The organism is Rhizobium sp. BK112 (genome assembly GCF_014193215.1).
Taxonomy (GTDB): domain Bacteria; phylum Pseudomonadota; class Alphaproteobacteria; order Rhizobiales; family Rhizobiaceae; genus Rhizobium; species Rhizobium anhuiense.
In genome coordinates, this window is record NZ_JACHYZ010000015.1 from 73,137 (window position 1) to 92,377 (window position 19,241).

Below are 19,241 nucleotides of genomic sequence, written 5' to 3' on the forward strand. Positions count from 1 at the left end.
TGTGCCTAGGCGACGGTGCGTGTCGCTCGAAAAATGGCCGGCCGCCTTGGGGGCCTCGCACAACAAAGACCGAAGCGCGCCGCATGAAACAAGTTCAATGCGACGCGCTTCAGTCGGGAGGAAGACGCAGTATGGGTTCTCCGACGGGGCGAGGAGATCTTTCTCCCCGCCTTGCCGTTCACTTCATCCCTGTTCCGGCAATGCCTGTGGTGATGTACTTCTGCAGGAACAGGAAGACGACCGTGACAGGCAGCAGGCTGAGGAACGTCATTGCCAGGATATAATGCCACTGCACAGAGAACTCGCCCTGGAACGCGTTCAGACCGACCTGCAGCGTGAAATTCTCGCGGCTGTTGAGGACGATGAGCGGCCAGAGGAAATCGTTCCAGCGCCAGAGCACGGAAAAGATCGCCAGCACCGCCAGTGCCGGCGCCGTCAGCGGCAGGATGATACGCCAGAAGATGCAGAATTCGCTCGCCGCATCGACGCGCGCCGCCTCTATCAGCTCATCGGGTATGGTCAGCATATATTGCCGCAGCAGGAAGACGGCGGTCGGAGAGGCGACCGTCGGCAGGATGACGCCCCAGAGATTATCGGCGAGCCCGACCCCGACGATAACGAGATAGGCCGGCACCATGACGACGGCGAGCGGGATCATCAGGGTTGAAATGATGATGACGAAGACCGCGGTGTCGCCTGCAAATTTGTATTTCGACAGGGCAAAGGCCGCCATGGCGTTGACGATCAGCGTCAGCAGCGTTGCGACGAAGGTGACGAAGACCGAATTCTTGAGGAAGGTCAGGAAGTTGAAGCGCGTCAGCGGATCGGTGTAATTTTCCGTGGCGACCGTCAGCTTCTGCACCGGCGTCAGCCCCTTCACGTCGACGCTGACGGGCTGTCCCGGATTTGCGGGGTCGACCATCTGGGCCTTGAGGCCGATGCGCCGAACCATGGCCATTTCGCGCTGTTGGCCGTCAACGGTGACCTGCCAGAGGCTGAGCGGCTTGTCGAAGCCGGGTACGGTCTGCTCCACGGCGGCCCGGGGAAGCAGGGTCGGTGGAAACCGGGTAATTTCGGCCGCCGGCTTCAGCGAGGAGAGGCCCGCCCAGAGGACGGGAACCAGCACCGCGAAGGTTCCGCCGATCAGCCAGACCCATGACAATATGTCGGTTATATCGATGCGTCCGGCCCGGCGGGTGCGCGTGAGAAAACTGATCGGATTCATACGGCTGTTCATCTCAGGACTCCATTCGCTTGCCGATGCGCAGCTGTATGAGGGTGAGGACCAGAAGCACCAGCCCCATCAGAACCGATGCGGCGGATGCGAGACCGAAGAGACGGAGATCGCTGCCGAATGCCATCTGGTAGATATATTGCACGATGAAGCTGTTGGCCGTGCCGGGACCGCCGCCATTGGTCAAAACCCAGGCCTCGTCGAAGATCTGGACCGATTTGATCATCAAAAGAATGAACACGACCAAGAGATTCGGGGCCAGCAGGGGAAGCGTGATCCTGAAAAGCGTGCGGCGCGGTGAAGCAGCATCGATGGAGGCAGCCTCGTAAAGCTCCTTCGGAATAGCCTGAAGGCCGGCGAGCAGGATGAGGGTATAAAAACCCATGTGAAACCAGACCGAGACCACGACGACGAAGAAGCGTGACCAGCCGACGTCGAGCAGGAAGATCTCAGGGGGAACGCCGATCATCTGGAAGAAGGCGTTCAGGAGCCCGTTGCGATCGAGGAACCATTTCCAGATGAGGCCGATGACGACGGGAGACAGCAGAACGGGATAGAAAAACATCGCCCGGAAGAAGCCGCGCGCGACAATCGCCCGATTGAGGATCAGTGCCGTGATCAGCGCCACCAGCAAGGTGGCGACGACATTGAGGGCCACGAACCAGAGCGTGTTCCACACAGCCGTCCAGAACAGCGATTCCTGGCAGGTTCCCGGCTGCAGATAATTGCCGCAGGAAAGCAGTGTGCGGAAATTATCCAGGCCGACGAAGGGCCGCTCCGAGACGAAAAGGTTCGTGCCGCCGGTGAAGGCGTAACCGATCGCGATCGCGATCGGAAGGAACGTGAAAATGGCGAACAGAACGAGGTTCGGCGCCAGGAACAGCCATGGCATGCGTTTGCGGCCGAAGATGCGCTCGACCACATTCATCGGGGCTTCGACCACCCGCATCGCCGTTTCGCCTGCCTGGGACAGCAATGCACCTGCCTTGAGCGCCGCCATGTTCAGCGCCTCCCCTGTCCGGGCCGCCGGGCAAAAGCCAGGCCACTTTCGGGATCGAACAGGTGAACCCGTCCCGGGGCGGCGTCGATCAGGATGTGATCACCCGGCGCCGGCGCGAAATGGCCGGCCTCATGAATGATGATCTGCTCATCCTGGCCTGCAAGGTTGCCGTAGACATAGGTTTCTGTGCCGAGGCCCTCGTGATACTGGACGATGAACGGCAGACCTTGCTCGCTGGAGCGTGAAAAATGCGCGGGCCGGATGCCGGCGAGAACGGCCTGCCCGACGGCAATCCCCGCAGGATCGACATCGCTGACGATTTTGCCGCCGTTGCCGACATCGATGGCGACGCCGTTTTCGCCGATGCCTGAAACCTTGCCCTTGATGATGTTCATGCGCGGCGAACCGAGGAAGCCGGCGACGAACAGATTGCGTGGGCTATCGAACAGGTCCAGCGGCGCGCCGACCTGCTCGACCCGCCCGGCGCGCAGCACGACGATCTTGTCGGCCATCGTCATCGCCTCGACCTGGTCATGGGTGACATAGATCATCGTCGTCTTGATGTCGCGGTGGAGCTTGGTGATCTCGGCGCGGGTCTGGACGCGCAAGGCGGCGTCGAGATTCGACAGCGGCTCGTCGAAGAGGAAAATGTCCGGTTCGCGCACGATGGCCCTGCCGATCGCCACGCGCTGACGCTGGCCGCCCGAAAGCTGCTTCGGACGCCGGTCCAGGTAGGGTTCGATCGCCAGCATCCTGGCGGCTTCGGCAATCCGCGCCTCGATCTCGGCGCGCTTGAACTTCAGGTTCTCCAGGCCGAAAGCGAGGTTCTTGCGAACGCTCATATGCGGATAGAGCGCATAGGACTGGAAGACCATCGCGATCTTGCGCTCGGCCGGCGAGAGCGCGCTGACGTCGCGGCTCCCGATCGCGATTGCGCCCGTCGTCACCTCTTCGAGACCGGCGATGACGCGCAACAGGGTCGACTTGCCGCATCCCGACGGACCGACGAAGACGACGAACTCGCCGTCCTTGATATCGAGCTCGACGTCATGCAGGACTTTGACAGAGCCATACGACTTGTTGACGTTGGAAAGCTTCAGTTCTGCCATGCCCCACTCCCATCAGGTGCCGCCGTTTCGAAGACGGCGTCGTTTTTGTTCCAGCCTTGCGGCAGCGGTGTCGGTCTTGTGATCCGCACCTCGTTCATCAAGATCCCGGTGACATCAGCCACGTAGACGGCCGGCATTCCTCCCGGATAGTTCTCAAGGCCGATCACCCGCCCGTCCGACCCGCGGGTCCAGGCATTGGCGCGGCCGCCGCCATCGGCTTTCGGGGAAAGGTCGGCGTTCGTCGGGCGCAGGTCGTAGGATCGTGCCGTGCCGAGTTGCCCCGGCTGCTGGTCGATGGCGATACGCGCCAATGATGCGTTCCGGATGCCGGCCGACGAGGTCGAAATGACCGTGATCGCCCCCTCCATCCGGCCGGTGATATCCTCGACGATGAGATTTTCGATGGCGCCTGCCGTGCGCTCCGCGATGCGGTCAACCACATTGACGGTCAGCGCCTCGCCTGAGCCCCAGAAACCATCGGGGGTCTCGCGGCATTCCACCGCAATTCGCGAGAACCTCACATTCGATATCCGGCCGCCATCGCGGGAAAATATGCCGAGCGCCCTGTTGGAGGATGAGACGTTGCAATCCTCGAACACGACGTTGGTGACGTCGCCATGGGTTTCCGTGCCGATCTTCAGCGCACAGCTGAGGCTCTGAACGGAGCAGCGGCGGACAAGAATGTTTTCGCATCGTCCGATGGCGACACGATCGGGGCCGATGCTCGTCTTCAGGCATACGCCGTCGTCGGCCGTCGATATCCGGCAGTCCTCGATCACGGCGCCGCGGCAGGCATCCAGCACGATACCATCCGTGTTGGGAAGGCGACGGTCGTTGTCGATGGTTACGTTGCTGACGACGACATCGGTGCAATTGACGAAATGCAGCGTCCACATCGGCGAGCGGCTAATATGGACAGAGCTGATCTCGACCTCGTCGCAGCCCTCGAATACTACGACGCGCGGACGAAACTCGGCCGGAATGAAGGTTCCGACGGTCTCGTCGTCTCCCACGATGAAGCTGTCGCAACCGGCTTCGATGCGCCCCGCCCCCGTCAGGCTGATCCGCCGTGCATCCCTAGCGACGATCATGCCGCGGTCCGACTTTTCGGCGATCACCGAAACACTCGTATGCGCATAGGCCTCGTAATCCGCAACGGGACGCAGGATCGCGCCGGCGGCCAGATGAAGGTCGATGCCGGACTTGAGCTGGAGCCCCCGGCAGACATGGATGCCGGCCATGAGCTCCACGCGTCCGCCGCCCGAAGCCGACAGGCCGTCGATGGCCGCCTGCAGGCGGACCGTATCGTCGCCCTCCGCCGGCTCGATCGCGACAAGAGACACGGGGCTCATTGGCGATCGCCGTTCTCGAGGACGACTTCCGTCAGCAACAGCATGGTCAGCGCCTGGCCGTAAGGCGTCGGCACGTTCGGGATGCGCCTGTAGAAATCGAGGTCATGCCCCATCGGCGTGCCGTCCGAGACGCCGTGGACCACACCTTCCTCGTCTATCTGCGCCAGCACTGCCGCAAGCGCCCGCTCCGCGTAGGCCTTGTCGCTATCGTCGAGAATGCCGGCATCGACGGCGCGCAATATGCCATAGGCAATGCCTGCCGTGGCCGAGGTTTCCAGCGGCGAGGACGGGTCGTCCAGAAGCGTCGTGAACATCCCGTCCGGCCGCTGGCATTCCTTCAGCGAGCGCACCTGGCTGACGAGGACGTTCGACAGAAAACGCCGGTCCTTCTCGCCGAGCGTCGGAACGAGATCGAAGAGCTCGGGGATGGCAACGGTGATCCAGGCATTGCCGCGCGCCCAGAAGGCATTGGCGAAATTGTGCCGCCCGTTGAAGGTCCAGCCGTGATACCAGAGGCCGCTGACCGGATCGGAGAGGTAGCGGGTGTGGATCACGAACTGATAGACGGCCTCGTCGATCCAGTCGCTGCGTTCGCAGAGCACGCCGGCCCGGGCGAGAAACAGGCAGGCCATGAAAAGCGTGTCGTCCCACAATTCGCCGTCGTTGAGGCGCTCCTTGACGACGTGCTGAAAACCGCCGTCTTCGGTCTTCGGCAATTCCTTGACGAGCCATTCGGCCCAGTCCTCGACAAGAGCGCGAAAATCGGGACGGTCGACATGCTGGACGAGGATCGCAAGCGGCAGCATCGGCGCCGTGCTGTTGATCTGGCGCGGCGGCAGGCCGCGTTCGATCTGGCCGGCATACCAGGCAACAAGCTCCTGCAGCGCTTTCTGGTCATCGGTGGCAATGGCGCGCCGCAGGAAACCGTAAAGACCGACGCCGACTTCCCAGTCCCATTCGTCGAACTGGATTCCCGAGGCGGAATTTCCGGTCACGAGACCTTCCTTGATGCCCTTGAGCCGGCTGAAAGCCGTTGCAACGCGATCGATCGTCGTCAGGAGAGCGGCGTTATCGACAGATGTTGTGTTCATGCTTGGAGACCTATGTTTCAGGAGTAGAACGGCCCGTCAGTGCCGGCCCCGGAGGCTGCACTGTCGTGGGTGAGGATCGGGTGTGGCTGATCGTACGTGAACGGCCTCGCCTTGCCGGCGATCGAAAGACCGTCGGCATAGGACAGGCAGAGCGCCGGGCCGCCCGGCGGCGTCAACGCGAGCCGCCGAAGCCCGGGATCGAAGGAAACCGTCGTCTGGCACAGGCGTTCGATGAACGCCTTGAAGGCATCGTAGCTGCCGCATCCGACGACGGCCGCCCAGCCGCAAAGCGGCCCGTAGGAGCGCGCCTCGCGCCCGGCGGTCGGGCCGTCGGTGATCAGCTCCAGGCCGTTCGACGCCCAGAGGGCGGCAAATCCCCTGCCCGATCGCGCAATCAGCCACTTGTCTTCGGTGATGAGATCGTCCAGGCCGTCGCGACCGATATAGGCATGCGTCCATGCGTGCCGCGCATCGCTTGTGTCCTCGATCAGCAGGGCGACGTCACGATGCTGGGCAACGCGCGGCAGAATGCCGTTGCCGGCCCAATAGGACGGCCTCTGATTGCCCCAGGGATCGTCCTCGCCGGGATGGTTGACCCAGAGCCTCGCCATGGGGTGGCCGGCGAGCCGGATGTCGAGCACATGCTGCTGATGGCCCTTCTGGCCGGTCTTGTGATCGACGACGGTCGAAAGCTGCGCCGCCTCGTTCTTGAACAGCACGAGTTTTCCGCTCTCGAGCCCCTGGCTGTAACGCGCCTCGACGCTTCTGGTCCTGGCAAGCGACGCAAGCTCGGCGAGATCGGCCGGCGGCTCGTAGCCGCCGACGCAGAACATGGTCAATGCCGCCACGCCATTGTTCAGCCAGCCGGTTCCGAAGGCGACCTGGGCGAAAGGTGCAAGCTCTGTCAGCGGGCCGGCGCGCAGTTCCTTGTCGTAGGCGCGGCCCTGCGATCCGGCCGGAACGCCTGCGAGCGTGTGAAGGGCGATCATGCGGAAGATGAGATCGATCTGGCCGCGGGCGCGCTCCGAAATCGCCGTCTCGGCCCAGCGCTCCAGCGCCAGCAGGCCGATGAAGTCGATCGGGTAATAGGCCGCCGAGTTCCACTCCGCCAATCCGTGGGCTTCGACGCTGTCGAACCAGCGCGCGAGGCGCGCGCGGCCAAGTTCCGCCTGCTGCCGGCCCGTCCTGCCCGAGGCTGAAAACACCTCGTCGGGCAGAAGAAGTCCGGCCAGCAGCTGGCTCGTGTGAAAGCAGAGCACATGGTTCTCGCTCCAGAACCACATCGCATCGTTGCCCGGCTCGTCGACCCAGTAACGATAAGAGAGAACGGAATGCCGGATGCGATCGACCACCGCCGCGGGCATCCGGTCGGCATAGGCGCCGAGCAGCCACAACAGCGGCACCATGATGAAATCCGAGCAATCCTCCCGCGCATCGATGGAGGCGAGCGTTGCGTCGATGATGCGGTCGAAGCTTTCCTGGTCGTGGTGACCGGTTTCCATCATCGCAATGAGACGCCCGACGCGGTTGGCGCCGAAGCGGGCGCTGTATTCCAGCGCCTGCCGCTTGCGGGCAGAAAGCGATGTCTCGGCCGGCAACGGCGAAATGCTGCTCATGAAGGCGGCATCGATGACGCGGGTGACCGAGCCCGTACCGGAACCGATCGTCATGTGGATGCCGTGATAACCATCTGCGATGCCAGAGACATTCTCGGCGACCAGACGGTTCTGATGAGCATGCAGGGTCAGTTTCGAATGCGCGAGAACGGGACGCTCGTGACCATGGCCGATGACCTTGAGCTCTACAGGCAGGTCGCGCTCCGGCGCCGTGTCGAAGATGATCTCCAGCGGCTGGTTGACGAAGACGTCGCGGGCCGGGCGAACGCCGCGCACAAGGGCTTCCAGCTCGCGAACCTCATCCTGGTCCAGCGATACCGGCAACAGCACGCAGAGCGGCTCCTCATCCAGCAGCTCTAGCTCGAAAAACCACGTCGTGTCGCGCTCGGCCAGGTCTTCGGTGTGAACGAGAATGTGGTTGTCGCCGGCTTCGAGCGTCAGCTTTATGTCGGTTGCGCTCTCGACATTGCGCTTGAAGGGTTCGAAGCGCACCGCCTCCTGTCCGTTGACCCATATGCGAACGCCGCCGCAGGTCTTCAGTCTGAGATTGAGCATTCGCGCGGTCTCCGTCCTGAACGTGCCCCTCAGCCATCGCCTGAGATGCGTCGGCACATGCCAGAAGCCGGTGAACTCGACGCGGCGGTTCGAACCGGGAAGATAGAGGCTCTCGGTCGGCCAGGACGTGTAGGGCGAGAGCGGCCGCCCCACCATGGTGGACCAGAAGGCTTTGCGGCAAGGCAGGTCGCCGACATCGACGAAACCGTTGATGAAACGATAGTTTACGCGGTCTTCGGCCGGCGCCGGCTCGCCCGGAAAATAGCTGGCGATGAGGCCGGATACCGCCCATGCCGTTACCGTCTGGCCCGCGGCCACGCCATATGCCGGCGCCATATCGTCCGGCCGCTTGATGCATTCCGTTTTCACAGACCGCCTCCTCCGCAATCCTATGAAAATATTTTCATTAGGTCATTTGGGTGCGTTGTTTTTGAAAAATGCTCAAAAACATCGCTATTGCCTCAGAAAATAGCTTGACGGGACGAATGTCAAGTATATGAAATTCATTTATCGATGGCTGACGCCGCGATTGATGAAAATGTTTTCATGGGAGGATGAAAATGAAAACCTATCTCTCAGGAGCCCTCGCACTGGCGCTGGCTACCGTTTCTTTCGCATGGGCCGGCGCGGCCATGGCGGAAACCAAGACGATCACCTTTCTGTTTACCGACGACGACCAGGCTTACGTCGAGCGGATGGAAGCGCTGAGCAAGGAATTCGAGACGGCGCATCCCGACGTCAAGGTCAACTTCGTCTCGTCGGGCTATGATGCGGTCGCCAAGCAGCTGCCGGTGCAGCTCGCCGTCGGCGAAGGTCCTGACATCGCCAAGATCACCGACTGGCAGCTTGCGCCCTACTACCTCGACATGCGTCCCTACATGAAAGACCCGGACGGCTTTGCCAAGCTGCACGGCGACAGCCTGAACACGCTTCGCTTCCCCGGCGTCAACGATCCGAAGTCGATCAACGGCTATATCGCCTCGCAGACCTTCAACCTGCCCTTCGTCAACAAGACGCTCTTCGAACAGGCCGGCGAACCGCTTCCGAAGCCCACCGCCACGCTGAAGGACATCGTCGAAGCCTCGGCGCGCGTCGCCAAGGCGACCGGCGCCCAGATCCCCTTCACGATGGATCGCTCGGGCCATCGCTTCTCCGGCGCGGCATTCTCCTACGGATCGAACTACGTCAAGGACGGCAAGTTCTTCTTCCCCGACGATGCCGCCAAGCGTTATGTCACGGATCTCTACGGCTGGACGAAGGACGGCTCCTTCCCCAAGGAAATGTGGGGCGCTGCCGGCGGAACCCAGTACAAGAACATGGGCGACGAATTCGTCAACGGCAACGTCGTGACCTATCTCGCCGGCAACTGGATGGTCAATCCGTTCCAGAAGAAGATCGGCGACGCCTTCGATTGGACGGCGATCAGCGCCCCCTGCGGCGATGCCGGCTGCTATGCGATGCCGGGCGGCACCGCGATCGTCGGCTTCAAGCGCACCAAGTATCCGGAAGCCGTGGCGGCGTTCATCGAGTTCCTCGGCTCCGAAAAGGTCCAGCGTGAAATCGCCGAAAACTACGTCATCCTGACGGGCGCCGACATCAAGGACCCGCAATACAAGCTCGAGAGCAAGAATGCTAAGGACGCCATGGCCGTCTTCCTCGGAAGCCGCAATAGCGTGCCGCAGGCAGCCCGGGACCTGGAACGTCTCAAGGGATCCTCCGCCATCTATCAGCTGATCGTCCAGAGGATGAGCCAGTTGATCGTCGGCGAGCTTTCCCTCGACGAGACCTTCAAGGCCATGAGTGCCGACGTCGACAAGGTCAACGGGGCACTCGCCGCCAAGTAACCCGGTCACGCGTTGTCCCGCAAAATGCGCGCATGCAGCAGCCACGGCCTCGCAACAGGGCCGTGGCTTTTCATTTTCCCTACGGACACTTCGACCAGTTTCGAATTGTCGACGGCCTGAACCACGCTACGTCTGCCTTCAAAGTGTTGCAGCGTCCCTTGCGCGTCTGAAAAGACGCACGGCGCCGTACTGGAAAGGCAGCGTCATGCACTCAATCGAACAAGGCACCCAAGCTTACTCGCAGTTGAAGCCGGCCGCTCTCGCCATTCTTTGCCTCGGCGTGATAGTAGCGCAGGTCGATACATCGGTCGTCAATCTGGCGGTTCAGCCGATAGGGCTCGATCTCAGGGCCTCCGTCACCGAGCTGCAGTGGGTCGTCGACGCCTACAATCTCGTTTACGCCGCACTTCTCATCAGCGGCGGCCTGTTCGCCGATCTTTACGGCCGGCGCCTGATGTTCGTGATCGGCTGCGCTGTTTTTGCCCTGGCGAGCCTTGGCTGCGCTTTCGCCTCGACCATCGCGGTCCTCATTGCGGCGAGGGCCCTGACCGGCTTCGGCTCTGCCCTCCTCCTGCCCGCTTCTCTTTCGCTGATCCGGGTCATCTACCGGGATGAGAAGGTCCGTGCCCGGGCGCTCGGAATCTGGGCCGGCTGCAATGGAATGTCGCTGGCGATCGGTCCGAGCCTCGGCGGCCTCCTCATCCGTGATTTCGGCTGGCGATCCGTCTTCTTCGTCGTCATTCCCATCGCGCAGATCGCGGCGGCGGCAGCACGGTTTTTCGTTCCGGAAAGTGCCGATCGGCAAGGCCGGTCCTTCGACATGCCGGGGCAATTGCTGGGGATCGTATCTCTCACCGTGTTGACCCTCGCCGCAATCGAATCATCGCATCTGCCGCCCTTATGGATGGCACTCATGGCAATCGCCGGCGCGCTGCTTCTGCTGCTTTTCATCATCGTCGAGAAGCGCCTGGAGCAGAAGGCTCTGGTTCCGATCTCGATGTTTTCGGGCAGGCAGTTCCGCGGTGCCATGGCCGGAACGGCCGCAATGACTTTCGGCATGTACGGCACGCTTTTTCTTTTTCCGCTCGCCTCCCTCGGCCTCGGACGCCTGGCCTCGGTGGAGGTCGGACTGTCGCTGCTGCCGATGGCTCTCAGCTTCATCGCGATCTCACCCTTCTCCGGCTCGATTTCGGAACACCTTGGGAAGAACCGCACCATATCTGCTGGACTGGCGCTGATGGGTTTGGGCAACCTCCTGCTCGGCTCATCCTTTCTGGCCGACTGGCTCATCGCCGAAGAGATCGGATTGTTGCTGACCGGGATCGGGATGGGCATGGCGACGGGGCCTCTGACGGCGGTTGCGGTTTCGACCGTCACCGCCGATCGCGCCGGCACGGCAAGCGCCCTGATCAATGTTGCCCGCATGGTCGGGGCGACGATAGGCGTCGCTTTGCTCGGGGCGATCTTCGCCTTCCTGGGGGAGGCGGAAGCTGCCTTCATCGTCGCGATGACGGCGGGCGGCAGCGCGCAGCTGCTTGGAAGCTTTATCGCCTGGCGCTTGCTTTGAACGCGCGGCCGGATGTCGCGGTCATGCGCAGCCTCCGCATCCGCCGGCGAAGGTCTCGTGACACGAGCCCCGCGAGAGGCTATAGGCGTTGTCGGTCTGCGCCAGCCTGCGGGTCCGTTAATTCACAAGTGCCGGCAACCCGGTTACGTCCGGCGACCCAGCGACTGCCTACCGTATAGAGGTGCATTTCCATGCCGATGGGCTCCGAGCATCCGCTGCGAAGGGAACTTCACAACGAGCTGCACGCGCGGCCGTCGCTTTATTTCGACGGCGACACCGATGTCTGGCACGTCGCCATCGTCGGCGAGAATGCTCCTCCTTCAATCCCAGTCTCGCTGCCGGGGCTGGAAGATGTCTCCACGACTCGCGAGGGTAACCACGGCATCGGCCGTTTCGGCGACGGCCGGCTGAAGTGGGAGGCCCATACCGAGTTCCTGACGCTGACCTTCGTCGTTCCGGCATCGGCCGAACCCGGCAGCCAGCCGCCGGAAGCCTTTCAGGCCTGCTGCCGCCAGATCGACGGAAAGATCATTGCAGCCGTTCGGGTGCTGGTGCGGGACGAGAAGGACGGACAGCGTCCGGAAAAACCGAAACTCGACTATGTCGCCTCTCAGGTCGGCGGCGGCGATGCGGAAGTGCATTCGAACTTCCGGCTGACCGACAGCGGTTTCGTCGAATTCCTGTTCTTCAACCGCAACCTCAACGCCTATCGCACCGGCCGCATGGTCAGGCGTTTCCTGGAGATCGAGACATACCGGATGATGGCGCTGCTGGCATTGCCGATGGCGCGCGAGACGGTCTCGAAGCTCTCCGTCTTCGACCGGCGCCTCGACTTGCTGATCGCGCATATGCAGAGTGCTATCAAGGTCGACAAGGCGCTGCTTTCCGAGGTGACCAGGCTCTCGTCGGATGTTCTCAACTTCTCGGCGCTGGCCCGCCACCGCTTCGGAGCGACGAAAGCCTATGCCGAAATTGTCGCGAGCAGAGTGTCGGAGCTTCGCGAGACACGCGTCGAGCAGCGCCAGAGGCTCGGCACCTTCATCGACCGGCGCTTTCAACCGGCCGTCCGCTCGGTCGAAGCCGCCGAGCGCCGGCTCGACGAACTCGCCGAACGCGTGAGCCTGGCTGGAGACCTTCTCAGGACGACCGTGCAGGTCCAGCTCGAGGATCAGAACGCGTCGTTGCTGACGTCGATGGAAGAGCGGGCGCGCATCCAGGTGCATATCCAGCAGGCGGTCGAAGGCTTCTCCGTCATCGCCATCACTTATTATACCGTCGGGCTGGCGAAGATCTGCCTGGAAAGCATTTCCGAACTGGGTGTCGATCCGCATGTGGCGAAGCTCGCCGTACTCGGCGCCATCCCGCTCGTGCTCTTTGCCGTCTGGACGGCGGTCCGTCACGTTCGCAAGAGCATTGCCGGCGCACCGCACGGTCCGGCATCCGGGAACCACTGACGCGACCGCCGCCCTTTCGGGCGGCGGCGCTTACTTTCGTGCATCGATGGAAGGTCAGGATGCCAAGGCGTAGTGCCGATGCTCCGATGCCCGGCCGCTGCTTGTCCTGAAGCGCCGCAGCAATTCGGCAAGGCTTTCGGTTTCATGCGTCAGGCTCTGGGCGGCGGCCGTGGTCTCTTCAACCATCGCGGCGTTCTGCTGCGTCACCTTGTCCATCTGGTCGCCGGCGGCCGACACCTCCCGCAGGCTCGTCGCCTGCTCGCGGGCGGCAACGGCGATCTCGGCCACGGTCGCATTCATGGCGGTGACCTGCTCGACGATCTGTTCGAGCGACAGGCCGGATTCACCCACCAGCTGGACGCCTGTCTTGACCTGCGCCGAGGAAGTGGAGATCAACTGCTTGATCTCCCTTGCCGCGTTGGCGGAGCGCTGGGCGAGCTCGCGGACTTCCTGAGCGACGACGGCGAAGCCCTTGCCGGCCTCGCCGGCACGCGCCGCTTCCACGCCGGCGTTCAGCGCCAGCAGGTTGGTCTGGAAGGCGATCTCATCGATGACGCTGATGATGTTGCCGATCTTCGACGATGAATTTTGAATTTCCGTCATCGCGTCGATGGCGCGGGCAACGATCTCGCCGCCCTTTTCGGCATTGGTGCGGGCGGTTGCCACGACACCCTGGGCGCGGCTTGCGCCCTCCGCCGTTCCGTTGACGCCACGGGTCACGTCACCCAGCGCCGCCACCGTTTCTTCCAGGGACGCTGCCTGCTGCTCGGTGCGGCGGGCGAGATCGTTGGACGCCGTGGAGATTTCCGCAAGGCCGGACCGAATGGTGGCGACCGCGCGAATGACGGAATCCACCGCCTCTTCGAGGCTCGCAACCGAGTTGTTGAAATGATCCCGGATCCTGACGTAGCGATGATCGACTTCGCCGACGCGGACGGTGAGATCGCCCTTCGACAATGCGTCCAGCCCGACGGAGATCTGGCGGAAGGCATGTTCCATCACCTGCGCGTCGGAGAGCCGCTCGGCCTCCTGACGGAGCCGTTCCTCTTCGGCAGCGAGGCGCGCGCGTTCGGCATTGGCCTCGGCGATCAGCTTGGCGCGGCCTGTCTCCTGGAAGACCTTCAGCGACCGGGCCATGGCGCCCAATTCGTGGCGATGCTCGACGCCGGTGATGACGATCCCTTCCTCGCCGCGGGCAAGCTGTTCCATCGACTGAGCCATGTTGCGCACCGCCGAGGAAATCAGCCGGCCGACGAAATAGGAAAGCACCAGGCCGATGACGATCAGGAGACCGCTGATAACCAGCGTCGTGCTGGTCGCGGAGGCAACCGTTGCATCGACCGAACCGTCGAGGTTCTTCTGCGCGCCGGTCACTGCCGCCTGCAGGTTCTTGAACTCGCCTGATATCTTCGGCGCCAGCACGTTCAGCTGCGTCTGGCGGATATTGCCGGCAGCCTGCAGCACCTCCTTCATGTCGCCGAGACGGGCGGTGTAGTTCTGCATGAGCTGGCCGGCGCCCATCAGGCGCTTCTTCTGCAGCTCGTTCTTTGCAGCCTTGGCGGCGGCATCGTTGAGCGCCACGGCTTCGGCGAGTGCTGCCTGCGCCGTATCATAGGCGGCGAAATCATCGGAATGCACGAAGCGTTCGGAGAAATAGAGGCTGCGGTTCAGGGCCTCCAGCGTCGCCGCCGTCATCTGCAGCAGGGCCACGTCGTTCTGGCGCCAGGCGCTGCGCACGACGTCGTTGAGCGCGATGCTGGTCCAGGGGCCGAATTCGGTGACCTTGGAGATCAGCATGTCGCGTCGGGCCTGGAGGGAAACAATTTGTTCGAAAGCCTTGCCATAGGCGGTGATCTCCTGACGGATCGCCGCAAGGCCGGACTGCAGCTCCTTGTTGCCGGCAAAACGCGGATCATCCGCCTCGAAGGCCTTCACGCCGGCGCGAAAGCTGTCGACCACGGCTTGTGTCGGCGTCGAGCGGAACGCTTCCGCCGACATCTGAATTTCGTTCAGCTGCTCGCTGTAGTCCGAGATGGCGAGACTTTGACCGGCCGTGACGCGATAGGATGCGAAGATCGCGGCGAGGCCGTTCATGCCCGAGATGGCGCTGACCGTGAGCAGGCTCATCAACAGGATCAGCGGCACGAAGCCGGAGGTGATCTGCGCGCGAATGCCGAATTTATTCCAGAAATGCAACATGATAGTCCTCTTATGCTTACTGGCTCTTCGGCAGATAGGCGGCAATGTTTTCAGGTGTGACGAGTTCGAAGGGAACGTTGTTTTCGCGCGGCACCTTCTCTTTGTTGATCAGTTTCACGGCGGCGTCGACAGCGGCAGCGCCCTGCCCGACGGCGCTCTGGAGAATGGTGACGTCGAGATCGCCGGCCACCATCGCGGCGAGCGCGTCGTCGGTCGCGTCGACGCCGCCGACGACGACGTCCTTCATCGGGATATTGGCCCTCTTCATGGCGCGGATCGCACCAAGCGCCATCTCGTCATTATTGGCGATAACCGCATCGAACTTGACGCCGGCCGCCAGCCATTCCTGCATCTGCTGATCGGCATAATCGCGTGACCAATAGGCCGCCTGCCGCTCGACGATCTCGAGGCCTTTGCATTCCGGCGTCGCAATGACATCGGTGATGTCCTGGGTGCGGGTGCGGGCAGCCACATGGAAGACCTCCCCCATCAGCACGACGACGCGGCCCTTGCCCTTGAGGAGAGAGCATACCTGCTTCGTCTCGAGCGTACCGGAGTCTTTCTCATCGGAGGCGACGACGACCTGATTGTCCGGCAAGTCCAAAAGATTGGAGGGCGTCGTGTTGATGTAGATCAGCGGAATGCCGGCATCCGCTGCGATCTTGGTCATTTGCGGCCCGAGATCGCCATCAGACAGCATCATGATAATGGCATCGACCTTGTCGGCGACGAACTGCTGAACCTGCTTCTTCTGCAGTTCGTTGTCGCCCTTGGCATTCGCGGTGACGAGCTTGAGGCCTGATATCGTCTTCCCGTGCGAGACGACGCCGTTCAGAAGCATCTCTCTGAATTTGTCGAGATTGGTCATCGAAACCGCGATCGTCTGCGCATTGGCAACAGAGACCGATATCGCCAGAGCGATGGATGCAAGCGTGGCCGTTTTCATGAATTCCCCTGCGCAATTCGGATACAACTGCGTTATTTCAAATTTTGGTTAAATTTTACTTTTCGACCGGAAACAAACGTTAAGCAGGGGATATGATCTTGCAACGCGAGCAGCGCGTTCTTCGGCGGCAATCGGCCGGACTTCAAGGACATCGCATCGAACTTGACGCAATGCGCTTAAGTCCTTGTACTTATAGACATCAGCGCCCACCGAAGCCGGAGCCGACGCTGATGCCTTTGTAGATCACCCTCTGCAGCACGATGGCGAGCACGACGCCCGGCAGCATGGAGATCGTCGCACCCGCCATGATGTAGTTCCAGGCGGTGCCCTGCTGCGTCTGAAACAGGGTGAGGCCGAGTGGCAGCGTGGCTTTTTCGAGGCCGCTGGTGGCGATCAGCGGCCAGAGAAAACTCTTCCACTGCGCGATGAAGGTGAAGAGCGCCAGGAGACCGATGGCCGGCATGGCAAGCGGAACGATGATCCTGACCAGGATGCGCAGGCGCGAGGCCCCGTCCATCATCGCCGCCTCGTCGAGATCCTTGGGAATGCCGAGGATGAACTGGCGCAGCAGGAAGGTGCCGAAGGACGAGAAGGCGACCGGCAGGATCATGCCGTGATAGGTGTTGATCCAGCCGAGCTTGCTGACGAGAAGGAAGAGCGGGATGACCAGCATCACCTGGGGGATCATCAGCGTGCTGAGAAAGGTCAGCAGCAGTCCTTCGCGGCCCGGAAACCGCAGCCGTGCGAACGCATAGGCGGAAAGGCAGGATACCGCGATCACGATCGCGGTGACGCCGCAGGCGACGATGAAGGAATTCAACAGGAACGTGCCGAACGGCAGCGACACCAAAGCCTCGACGAAGGTGCCCCAATGATATTCCTCGGGGAGAATGCGGACCGGCACGGCCATGACCTCGGCATTCGAGCGCACCGCGTTCGACACCATCCAGAAGAAGGGAAAGAGGAACAGCAGCGCGACCAGCGAAAGCCCCGCATAGCTCAGGAAGGTGCCGATCCCACGCAAGATGCGGCGGCGATCCGCAGAGACGGAATGTGGGTGCCGTGAGCTCGGATCAATCGTCATAATGCACCCATTTGCGCTGCATGTGGAACTGCAGGATGGTGAGCGCCATGATCATGACGAACATCACCCAGGCAAGAGCTGAGGCATAGCCCATCTGGAAATTGGCGAAGCCCTTCTGGTAGATGGCGAAGCCGAGTGTCGACGTCGCCGAGCCGGGGCCGCCGCGCGTCATCGCAAAGATCTCGTCGAAGACCTGCAGCGAGGTGATCGCCGTCATGACAGTGGCAAAGAAGATGGTCGGCGAGATGAGCGGCAGGCGAATGCGCCAGAAGCGCTGCCAGGCATTGGCTCCGTCGATCGTCGCCGCCTCGAGATAATGCTTCGGCACCAGATCGAGCGCAGCGTTGAACATCACGACGTTGTAGCCGACATTGGCCCAGAGCGTGACGATCACGACCGCCTGCATCGCCCAGCTCGAACTCAGCAGGAAATTCGGCAGGCCGAGGCCGAGCGCGCGGATGACGCTGTCGGCGAGCCCGTCCGGCGTGAAGATCAGCAGCCACACCACCGAGGCGGCAATGGTAGGGGTGAAGGTCGGCAGGAAGAAGATCACCCGGAAGATCGCCTTGCCGTGTTTCAGGCTGGATATCCACACCGCCAGCGTCAGCGAGACGATGATATTCACGGCCAGATACTCGACGGCGAAGAACAGCGTGTTGTTCAATATCGTGTAGAAGGCCGGATCGACGGTGAACAGCTTGATATAATTCTGAAAGCCGACGAAGGACGGCGTCGAAAGCAGCTGCCAGTTGGTGAAGGAGAGCGCCAGCGACGCCAGGATCGGCAGGGCCATGAAGATCATGAAGCCGAGGAAACTCGGCAGCAGGAACAGCATGGCCGTCTGCGTCTCAGGCTTCAGAAAGCGCCGTGGCTGACCGGGCTGCAACGGAATTTCGGCGACGGCGCTTTGCGACATGTCTTCCTCCATGCGCGGCAATCCTGCCGCGCCATCCTATTGCTGCGCGAGGCTCTGGATCGACTCCATCGTCTGCTTGGCATCGGCGCTGCCGGCGAAAGCCGGTGGGAAATACTGGTTGAAGAGGTTTTCCACCGCCGCCCAATTGTTGGTGATCACATAGGGCACCGAATGCGCCAGGGAATAATCGAGCGCCTCGCCGCCATTGGTGATGTCCTTGGCCGCCACCTTATACCAGGAGGATTGCGAGGCCGTGCGCGCCGGCAGCGCGCGCCCCTGTTCGGCGAGATATTGCAGCGCCTCGGGACTGGTCAGCACCTGGATCGCCTTCCACGCCGCATCCTTGTTTTTGCTTGTCGTGGCAATGCCGAAACCGGAGCCCGCGGTCACGGCTGAAAGTTCGCCTTCGGCGCGCGGCAAGGTGGTGAGGCCGATCTTGAACTTCGCCTGGTCCTTCATGCCGATAATCGACCAGGGGCCATCGATATACATGGCGACGTTGCCCGAATTGAACCGGCCCTGAACGACCGTGCCGACATCGGCGCTCGGCGGCACCAGCGGCGCGATCTTATCCTTGGCGGCAAAGCCGATCAGCCTGTCGGCAGCGGCAACGGCGCCAGGATTGGTCAGGTCGAGCTCTCCGGCGTTGTTGACATATTTATCGCCCCAGGCCGAGGCCAGGACCGAATAGTTGACCGGGGTGATGCCGAAGCCGTACTTGCCGTCTTTCGTCAATTTCTTGGCGGTATCGGTAAACTCGGCCAGCGTCCAGCCCGGCTTCGGCAAGGGAATGCCGGCGGCTTCGAGCGCATCCTGGTTATAGTAGATGACCCACGGACCGACATCATAGGGCAGACCGTAAAGCTGCTTGTCGACCGACATCCCGCCGATGATCGAGGGGGTAAAGGCTCCGACGTCGAACTTGTCGGCCGCGATTCGGTCATTCAGCGGCTCGAGCAGCGAATAGAAATTCGGCATGCGCAACGACTGCATGGAAACGATGTCGGCGAGCTGGCCGGACGCTGCCAACACCGGCAGCCGCGTCCAGTAATCGACCCAGCCCGTCGTCGTCAGCGTCACCTTGATATCGGGATATTTGGCCGTCACCATGTCGGCCAGGTGCTGCCAGCCCTTGGTGTCGGCTTCGGAGCCGGTCCACATCTGCCAGGTCAGGTTGACCTGTTCGGCCGATGCGGCTGTGGCAAAAAGACTGCTGCCGATTGCGGCAAGCAAAAGCGTTTTCTTCAGAACCTTCATGGGTTTCTCCTCCCTCC

General features: G+C 62.1%; 14 protein-coding genes. 3 read left to right on the top strand and 11 right to left on the bottom strand.

The genetic code is table 11. From position 1 onward, the window contains the following. Window positions 1–178: 178 nt before the first annotated feature. From FHT75_RS30105 to FHT75_RS30130, 6 genes are read right to left on the bottom strand one after another with little or no spacing between them, the layout of a single operon-like run. Window positions 179–1,225 carry a carbohydrate ABC transporter permease gene (locus FHT75_RS30105; protein WP_176707322.1) on the bottom strand — a complete coding sequence of 349 codons (1,047 nt, stop codon included), beginning with the start codon at window positions 1,223–1,225 and terminating at the stop codon, window positions 179–181. Window positions 1,226–1,238: 13 nt separating this feature from the next. Next, complete coding sequence (locus FHT75_RS30110; RefSeq protein ID WP_063473552.1) at window positions 1,239–2,234, bottom strand: carbohydrate ABC transporter permease; 996 nt, start codon at window positions 2,232–2,234, stop codon at window positions 1,239–1,241. Window positions 2,235–2,236: 2 nt separating this feature from the next. After that, window positions 2,237–3,343, bottom strand: a complete 1,107-nt coding sequence (locus FHT75_RS30115; RefSeq protein WP_063473551.1) for an ABC transporter ATP-binding protein — start codon at window positions 3,341–3,343, stop codon at window positions 2,237–2,239. Further along, entirely contained in the window at window positions 3,331–4,695 is a 1,365-nt protein-coding gene (locus FHT75_RS30120) for a glycoside hydrolase family 28 protein (protein ID WP_029867879.1), read from the bottom strand. Before FHT75_RS30120 ends, FHT75_RS30115 begins: the two co-directional genes overlap by 13 nt. Continuing rightward, entirely contained in the window at window positions 4,692–5,786 is a 1,095-nt protein-coding gene (locus FHT75_RS30125) for a glycoside hydrolase family 105 protein (protein WP_029867880.1), read from the bottom strand. Before FHT75_RS30125 ends, FHT75_RS30120 begins: the two co-directional genes overlap by 4 nt. Before the next feature lie 17 nt (window positions 5,787–5,803). Continuing rightward, window positions 5,804–8,326 carry a hypothetical protein gene (locus FHT75_RS30130; protein ID WP_029867881.1) on the bottom strand — a complete coding sequence of 841 codons (2,523 nt, stop codon included), beginning with the start codon at window positions 8,324–8,326 and terminating at the stop codon, window positions 5,804–5,806. A 191-nt stretch (window positions 8,327–8,517) separates the two neighbouring features. Here FHT75_RS30130 and FHT75_RS30135 point away from each other — a divergent pair, with 191 nt between their 5' ends. From FHT75_RS30135 to FHT75_RS30145, 3 genes are all read left to right on the top strand, one after another. Beyond that, the gene (locus FHT75_RS30135) at window positions 8,518–9,801 is read left to right on the top strand and encodes an ABC transporter substrate-binding protein (RefSeq protein ID WP_029867882.1); all 1,284 of its coding nucleotides are present in this window, start codon (window positions 8,518–8,520) and stop codon (window positions 9,799–9,801) included. A 205-nt stretch (window positions 9,802–10,006) separates the two neighbouring features. After that, complete coding sequence (locus tag FHT75_RS30140) at window positions 10,007–11,368, top strand: MFS transporter (RefSeq protein ID WP_029867883.1); 1,362 nt, start codon at window positions 10,007–10,009, stop codon at window positions 11,366–11,368. 191 nt (window positions 11,369–11,559) lie between these two features. Continuing rightward, complete coding sequence (locus tag FHT75_RS30145; protein ID WP_029867884.1) at window positions 11,560–12,822, top strand: DUF3422 domain-containing protein; 1,263 nt, start codon at window positions 11,560–11,562, stop codon at window positions 12,820–12,822. Between the two features lie 54 nt (window positions 12,823–12,876). On the opposite strand, the gene FHT75_RS30150 is transcribed toward FHT75_RS30145, so the two are convergent. The 5 genes from FHT75_RS30150 to FHT75_RS30170 form a co-directional block, all read right to left on the bottom strand. Beyond that, window positions 12,877–15,021 carry a methyl-accepting chemotaxis protein gene (locus FHT75_RS30150; protein WP_029867885.1) on the bottom strand — a complete coding sequence of 715 codons (2,145 nt, stop codon included), beginning with the start codon at window positions 15,019–15,021 and terminating at the stop codon, window positions 12,877–12,879. Between the two features lie 16 nt (window positions 15,022–15,037). Beyond that, window positions 15,038–15,967, bottom strand: a complete 930-nt coding sequence (locus FHT75_RS30155; RefSeq protein ID WP_063473577.1) for a substrate-binding domain-containing protein — start codon at window positions 15,965–15,967, stop codon at window positions 15,038–15,040. A 199-nt stretch (window positions 15,968–16,166) separates the two neighbouring features. After that, entirely contained in the window at window positions 16,167–17,051 is an 885-nt protein-coding gene (locus tag FHT75_RS30160; protein WP_029867887.1) for a carbohydrate ABC transporter permease, read from the bottom strand. Then, window positions 17,041–17,967, bottom strand: coding sequence for a carbohydrate ABC transporter permease (locus FHT75_RS30165; RefSeq protein WP_029867888.1), 927 nt, complete (start codon window positions 17,965–17,967; stop codon window positions 17,041–17,043). Before FHT75_RS30165 ends, FHT75_RS30160 begins: the two co-directional genes overlap by 11 nt. A 36-nt stretch (window positions 17,968–18,003) precedes the next feature. Next, window positions 18,004–19,224 (bottom strand): ABC transporter substrate-binding protein, encoded by a 1,221-nt coding sequence (locus FHT75_RS30170; RefSeq protein ID WP_029733076.1) that lies wholly within the window; start codon window positions 19,222–19,224, stop codon window positions 18,004–18,006. Between the last annotated feature and the right edge of the window lie 17 nt (window positions 19,225–19,241).